The sequence below is a fragment of the Bacteroidales bacterium genome (genome assembly GCA_018334875.1).
Classification (GTDB): Bacteria; Bacteroidota; Bacteroidia; order Bacteroidales; family UBA12077; genus JAGXLC01.
In genome coordinates this window covers 1-8,291 of record JAGXLC010000097.1, presented here as the reverse complement: position 1 = coordinate 8,291, position 8,291 = coordinate 1, and the positions used below count along the sequence as shown (strand labels likewise).

The 8,291-nt window shown below is 41.5% G+C and carries 2 protein-coding genes; both read left to right on the top strand.

Annotated elements, in window-relative coordinates; translation table 11 throughout:
* Positions 1–3,834: hypothetical protein (locus KGY70_09685; GenBank protein MBS3775448.1), on the top strand; the 3,834-nt coding region annotated here is incomplete at its 5' end.
* Between the two features lie 603 nt (positions 3,835–4,437).
* The gene (locus KGY70_09680; GenBank protein MBS3775447.1) at positions 4,438–8,070 is read left to right on the top strand and encodes a choice-of-anchor D domain-containing protein; all 3,633 of its coding nucleotides are present in this window, start codon (positions 4,438–4,440) and stop codon (positions 8,068–8,070) included.
* Positions 8,071–8,291: the final 221 nt, after the last annotated feature.

Genomic DNA, 8,291 nt, shown 5'->3' with positions numbered 1-8,291 from the left:
AAACGCATCGGAGTTTCCATTGAAAAGGAGTTCGGTGAACTGGCCCTCCGTTCGGAAAATCCTCCGCGAATGGCTGGCCGGTGCAGTGTTTTCGCCAAAAGCGACATGATTCATCTTCAGCAGATCGCTACTCCTGTTCATGATATTGTGGCCGGCCTTTGCTTTGCCATGGTCCGGAATCTTAAAAGCAACCTTGCCCGGGGTAAACAGGTAGAGATACCAGTAAGCTTTCAGGGTGGAGTAGCTGCCAACCGTGGAGTGATTCGTGCCTTTCGTGAAGTATTTGATCTCAACGACGGTGAGCTAATTATACCGGAATACCATGCTTCCATGGGTGCCATCGGTGCCATCTTTCATATCCTGGATCAAGAGCCGGCAAAAGAAATATTTTTTAGAGGGACCCAGCTGTTGGGTGATTATCTGAAAAGCAGACAAAAAAATACCAAACAACTGGAACCCTTGAAAGAGACAACGGCCAATTATCAAAAGGAAGTAACCCTAAAAATCGATAATGATGAAAAGATCCCGGTTTACCTTGGGCTGGATGTGGGTTCATTAAGCACCAACCTTGTTCTTATTGACAATGATAATAATGTAGTGGCGAGAAGATACCTACCAACTGCCAGCAAACCTTTGGAGGCCATACGTAAAGGCTTGGATGAGATATACCGGGAGGTTGGTGACCTTGTGGAAGTAAAAGCAGCCGGTACAACCGGCTCAGGGCGCTACCTAACAGGCGATTTTGTCGGTGCCGATGTCATCAGGAATGAGATTACCACCCAGGCCACTGCTGCCATAGCAATCGATCCGCAAGTGGATACCATATTTGAGATCGGCGGCCAGGACTCCAAGTTTATCAGCATACAAAACGGTATAGTTGTTGACTTTGAAATGAACAAAGTATGTGCTGCCGGTACCGGTTCATTTCTTGAGGAGCAAGCAGAGAAACTAAACATTGATATCAATGAGGATTTTGCCAATCTGGCTTTTAAAGCTCGAGGACCGGCAAATCTAGGGGATCGTTGTACTGTTTTTATTGAATCGGATCTGAATGCCCATCAGCAAAAGGGAGTAAGCAAGGAAAATCTTGTATCGGGTTTGGCTTATTCCATTGTATTCAACTATTTGCAAAAAGTGGTAGGCAACAAACGTGTGGGTGATCGAATATTTTTCCAGGGAGGCGTTACCAACAACAAGGCTGTTGTGGCAGCATTTGAAAAAGTAACCGGTAAAAAAATTATCGTTCCGCCTCATTTTGATATCACAGGAGCAATTGGTGCCGCCATGTTATCCAGGGAGGCTGTAAAGAATGGCAAAGAAACAAGATTTAAGGGATTCGACATAAGTAAGGTACCGTATTCCCTGGACCGGTTTACCTGCAACGGATGTTCGAATCAGTGCGAGATACGCAGAGTGAAGATAGGCGAAGAGCAGAAGCCTTTATTTTATGGTGGGCGGTGTGAAAAATACGAAAAAGATGACAGGAAAGGCAGAGGAGAGGGGATCCCCAATCTTTTCAAAGAGCGGTATGAGTTGCTCATCAATGGTTTTGAGGAAAGCAGGTCCGATGGAAAACCTACAATAGGTATCCCACGGACATTAATGATCTTTTATCAGCAATTTCCATTCTGGCGCACTTTCTTTGAGGAACTGGGATTCCATGTCATTCTTTCCGATCCAACCGATCAAAAGATCATCCGCGAATCTTTCGAGTTGCTGGTAGCTGAGACCTGTTTTCCAGTGGAGCTGATGCACGGCCATATTCTGAATCTACTGGAAAAGGAGGTGGATCATATATTCATTCCTTTTGTTGTCAATGCCAAAGCTGAGGAAGATAATCCCACCTCCAACTGTAACTGTCCCTGGATTCAGTCCTATCCCTTTATGATACGCGGGGCATTGAAAGATGAAAAGGATAAAGAGAAACTTCTGATTCCTACGCTTCATTTCCGTTATTTCGGCAGGGTGCTCAACAATGAATTGTCGTCATTTTTCGGAGAAAAATTCGGCATTTCAAGATCCAGGATAGTCAGGGCCGTTGCAGATGCTGACAAGGTCCAGGAAGATTTTGAAAGGTCCGTGGAGCATAGAGGCAGGGAAGTACTGGCCAGCCTGCCGGAAGATAAGGAGGCCGTTGTTATCCTGGGGCGTCCTTATAATACCGGTGATCCGGAACTGAATCTCCATGTGGCCGATAAGCTGATCAACCAGGATGTGCTGCCTATACCACTGGACTATCTCCCGTTAAAGGAGGAGAATATATTTCACGATTACAGTATGATTTACTGGCCCAGCGGGCAAAAGATACTGGAAGGCTCCAGGATCATCAAAAGAAATGATAAGCTTCATGCCATTCACATCAGCAATTTCCGGTGCGGACCGGATTCTTTCATTACCCATTTTTTGGCAGAAGAGATGAAAGGAAAGCCCTATCTTCATCTTGAGATCGATGAGCACAGCGCGGATGCAGGAATGATCACCCGGTTAGAGGCTTTTCTCGACAGCCTTCGAGGTTCAAGGCAACTGGGGAAGAAAGATGAAAAAGTTTTTCGGCCTGGGAACATGAAATCAGCGCCTCAAAATGACAGGGTACTCTACTTTCCCTATATGTGTGATGCAGGCGAAGCTGTTGCCGCTGCCTCCCGCAGCTGCGGAATAGAAGCATACGTCTTGCCTATGCAGGACAGTAAAGACATTGAGCTGGGAAGAAAACATACCAATTCCAATGAATGTTTCCCCATGATTTGCACACTGGGCAGTTTTCTGAAAAAGTTAAGTGAACCCGGTGTTGATTCGGGTAAGATAAGTTTTTTTATGCCCGATCATAACGGACCTTGTCGATTTGGCCAATATAACCGATTGCAAAGGATTGTCTTCGACAGATTGGGATATCAAAAGGCCCAGATCATATCACCGAGCAATGATAATGCCTATGAAGATGTGAGCGGCGGTCAGGCCCAGAAATTCCGGTTCCGGGCCTGGAAAGGTTCTCTGGCCATTGACCTGCTAAGAAAGATGAAGCAGGAACGTAAACCTTACGAATATGTTAAGGGGGAAACCGAAAAAGTTTACCAGCATTGTCTGGAACGGATCGTCCGATCGATAGAGCAGGGAACCGGGGATCTTCCGGTAGTTATAAAGCAATGCGTGACTGATTTTCAAAACGTCCCTCTGGTCAATGGAAAAAGAAAACCCGTCATAGCCATTGTCGGAGAAATATTCATGCGGGACAATGCTTTTTGCAACGGATTTGTTATCGACAAACTGGAAGCACTGGGTGCGGAAACCATAGTCGCACCCTTTACAGAGTGGCTGATATATTCAACATACCGGTATACACGCGACAGCAAATGGAAGGGAGACATCAAAGGACTGATTAAATCAAAAATACAGGCATATACGCAAAACCTTTCCGCACGCAGATTGCTAAATGCTGCAGGAGATGCCATAGAACACGAAAGAGATATTCCTCTGAAGGGAATGCTTGAGAAATGCCTTCCCTATGTGCATAAGGATTATGACGGAGATCCTGCCCTGGCTTTGGGATCAGCAGCAGGATTGTATGATACCGGTATATCAGGTGTGGTCAATCTCTTGCCTTTTACTTGTATGCCGGGGACGCTTATATGTTCGGTGTCTCATGTATTCAGAAAAGACCATGAAAACATACCCTGGGAGAATATAGCCTATGACGGGCAGGATGACTCTGGAATGGAAACAAGGCTGCAAGCTTTTATGCACCAGGCTGAAGAATTTTCCCGGAGTAAAAATCTGGATCAGCCCAGAAAGTGGAAAGGACAACTAATAAACCAATATCAACAGTATGAAGAATAAAATTTGAAAATACCCATGCGAAGACTAAAAATTTCTATTATCGATCTTATTTACAATGGCTACACCGTTTCATTTTATAACCGGGTTATGCTCATGAACTTTATGAGCATCATGCCCAGGTACCAAAATTTATGACAGAAAAAATTAAAAACGTCTTGGCCTACTTTGGTACTGGCTTCCTGACAAGTCTCTTTCATATAATCCCAATGTGCTTTCAAAAGCGAGACCTAATTAAGATGGATACTCAATATAAAGAAATACTGATCTGTTGTCTTTTTCATCTTTATTTCAAATCTTTTTAAACATACATTAAATGATTGTTATGAAAAAATTGCTGTTATTTTTATTGTTGGTCTTTTCTTCATTATCCAATTATGGTCAGGATGATTGGCTGGATGATATATCAATTAACTTCCGTAAATGGAACAGCTTATTGACGTTTAATAAGAATTTTGGTCTTACAGGAATGACATTGGATTCAAAATTGAGCTGGTGATTAAGTTTTTATAAGTTGATTTATCCCGAATTATACCCAACTGATTCTCTACCCGAAGAAATTTATAAAAGCAAATAAAACATCCTAACTAACGGAGGGCAATAATCATGAATTCTTATTACAAGTTTTTCAGAATTTTTCCGGCCATTGGCTTGTTTATTTTATTTTCTTTAAATGCTTTATCTCAAGACTGGAATTCATTCAGTTTAGGCAATGGACGTTCCGGAAGATTGGCACTGGACACAGACAGCATGATTCACATGTGCTATAAAAACCGTGAATACTGGGAAGAAGGAGGTGGTGAGCTGGTTTACGTAACCAACCAATCTGAATGTTGGGAAACAGACACAATCTCCACAAACGGCAATGTTGTTTTCGCTGATCTTGCAGTTGATACAACTAATACGGTACATCTTTGTTACGCAGAATGCGGTTCCGGTGGTTTCCCTTACTACATTCGATATAGAACTCAAACAAACGGTAGCTGGAGTCAGACAGAAACACTGGAAGAAAATGATAATGGGGTTTGGGGGTTAACTATCAGGACGGATCCGGATAACAATGTTCATATAGGTTATATGGAAAAATATGGTATAGCTTTTTCAGCACCTGTAAGATATGTAACCAATAAATCAGGTGACTGGGAAAGCGAAACCTTAATTTTTCAGGGATATGACCATTGTTCTATGGCAGTGGATGAAAACGGTTGTGTTCATTTCGCCATATATGTTATGGGACAAAGCATGGGCGGACCTGTCTACATAACAAATGCGCCAAATGGCAACTGGCAAAATCCGGAAGCAATAGAAAGTGACTGGATGGGGGGACAAATGGAAGGAATGTTCATTGATATTGAATTGGACACAGCTCAAAACCCACATTTATTCTACGTTGGCGCTGCTTCGGAAAAAAACAGGCAGGACCATAAACATGCTGTCAGAAAAGGTAATTCATGGGACATTGATGTAGTAGAGCTTGGAGACTTTGTAAGCGCAGGCAATTCAATATTCATTGATAAGTATAATACAGTGCACCTGGCCTATTACAAATATGATGCCGGTGAGCTGCATTATGCGAATAATTCTTCAGGATCCTGGGTTTTTCAGACAGTAGATGATTGTGGTGCTTATTGGGCATGGATGTGTGATATGGTTAAAGACTCTGAAAACAATCTGCATCTTATTTATGATTGTGATAATGGGAAAATAAGATACACCTCTACCCAGGATTTCCCTGCTATATCCGTCTCTCCTGATTTTTTGGATTTTGGCATTGTTAATTTAGACAGAAGTAAAACCAAATCAATTATTTTATCCAATACAGGTGAAGGTGAATTGCATATTTGTGACGCCAGTATTCAAGGCAAGAACAGCGAATGTTTTTCTGTTTCCTCGGAGTGCGATGTGATTACTTCAGGGGATTCATGCATAATGAACATAACTTTTAAACCGAAAAGTATGACAGAAAAAGAAGCTACGCTTGTAATCCGGAACAGCGACAAGGTCAATCCAAGGATATCCATACAACTCCGTGGAAAATGTATTCCTTTCAAAGATTGGGCCTACTCGTATGGTGGTGAAAAAAGCGATAAATTCCAAAGAGTAAGGCCCACTTCTGATGGTGGATACGTGGCGTGTGGCGAAACAAACTCTTTTGCACTGGATACTACCGGTTTGTGGGTTGTAAAATTTGATCTGGACGGACAGATTATTTGGCAAAACATTTATCACACCCCGAACGCAGATCCTCTGCATAAAGAATCCGCATTTGATATTCAACAAACCAAGGATGGGGGATATGTTGTCGTGGGTTACAGAAATAACAGAACGCTCAGCGGGGGGCGGGATGGATATGTATTAAAACTAAATGCAACAGGTGATATCGAATGGCAAAAATATTATACCTGGGAACTTGAACATGTTGAAGGGGAAGATATATTCTATTCGGTAATACAAACTCCGGATAATGGTTATGCCCTTACCGGCGTATATGTTGACCGGGCAGGTACAGGTGGAACTCACGTGGATTCAGATTTCTGGACACTGAAATTGGACAGTCTTGGAAACATCGAATGGCAAAAAAGACATGGATTGCATGCAGTTCAATATCAAAACCAATATTATTATAATTGGGAAAGACCGCACTCTATTATTCCTTCTTTTGACGGAGGATATTTAATGGCTGGGGTAACATCCTTTGGTGAATATAATATGGACAAAAGTTTTATCAATCGAACCAATGATGGTAATTATATTTTAGCCAGCACAACCAATAACGCGCTGTTGGTTAAGTTATCTTCAGATGGAAGTTTGGAATGGGATTATGAGTATGAAGCAGAACAAATTGACAGGAATGATATCTGGATATTAAAGCTAAATCCACAGGGAGATATCCTTTGGCAAAAAACATATGGCAACTGGGATTATGAAACAGCAAGTGCTATTGAACAAACTGAAGATGGCGGATTTATTATCGCTGCTAAAACTGATTCTTTTGACTTATATAAGCGAAATAAAGGTGATGCCTGGGTTTTCAAACTTGACAAAAACGGGAATATCGAATGGGAATATACATACGGGGGAACATATAATGATGTAATAACACATATTCAACAAACAGCAGATATGGGTTACATCGCCTCTGGTTATACCAACAGTTTTGGAACTGGTGAACCCGGAACAGTAAGTTATGAAGCATGGTTGTTAAAACTTGATTCATTGGGAAATATATCAGGCTGCCCGGGAGAATTGATGAAAAGTTCCAACGAGTATGTGTCAGAAACCAATATTATGAAGAAAGATTATGAAAGAGCCGGAGAAACGCCGGTGCCTGAAACCACCCCTGTTGATCCGGCTGAGGAAAATGCTGTATTAACCGTATCAGAGGCAATACCAAAAGTCATTTGTCTGGATCCCACGCAGGATTCAGATAATGATGGAATGTCTGATCAGGAGGAATTCGGGCCTGATGGCAATAATACCAGGTATGATGGAAACAGCGATGGAACGCCTGATAGCCAACAGGATAATGTCACATCTTGTCATACTTACGATTCAGAAAATTATGTTACACTTGCCTGTCCTGAAGGTGTTGCATTAATAGATGTACTTACACGTAACAACCCCAATCCTTCTACCAGTCCACCTGATGTTGATTTTGGATTTGGATTTTTTGAGTTCGAAATCCACGGTCTATCAGCAGGTGATTCTACACAACTTACACTTTATCTTCCAGATGAATCTACCCAAAACATTTATTATAAATACGGGCCCTCGCCAGATAATGCTTCAGCACATTGGTACAGTTTTTTGTATGAGAATCATACGGGTGCTGAGTTTGAAACGGGATATATTATTCTTCATTTTAAAGACGGTGCAAGAGGGGATGAGGACCTGATAGCAAACGGAATAATCATCGATCTGGGTGGTCCCGGATATGTTGAAGAAAGCAGTGCAATTGAAAATATCACTTCACATAGTTCCAAAATATTAACATTCAACTATCCCAATCCTTTTACCGCTTCAACCTCTATTTGCTTTAAACTTGGGAAAGCAGCAAATGTAAAAATCGAAATCTATGATATTCTTGGACATAAGGTGCAAACAATAACAAAAAGTCTTCTTCCACAGGGGTATCATGAAATAGAGTTTTTCCCCAATAATTTACCGGGAGGTATCTATTTCTATTTTTTAAAAGCGGGAGATTATTATGATATTCAAAAAATGATCATTCAGAAATAACTTTGAGTCCGGTATAAAAAGCTAAATATTGGTTGATAAGGCGGCTTTTATAGATAGTTGTTTATCAGTGTGATGTTTTTTGTCTATTTCACTACTTTAGCCGCTAAGGTACTTAGACCGGACTCTTATTTCATAACCTTCATTTTTTGGGATATTGGCGGAAAATGAAGGTTTTTATTTTGTTGTGAAGTTTTTTAAAAAATGTCATGAACGTATCCTAA

Bases quoted from the DNA above. Each gene is read 5' to 3' on its own strand.
- KGY70_09680 (MBS3775447.1), top strand. From the start codon at position 4,438: ATGAATTCTTATTACAAGTTTTTCAGAATTTTTCCGGCCATTGGCTTG.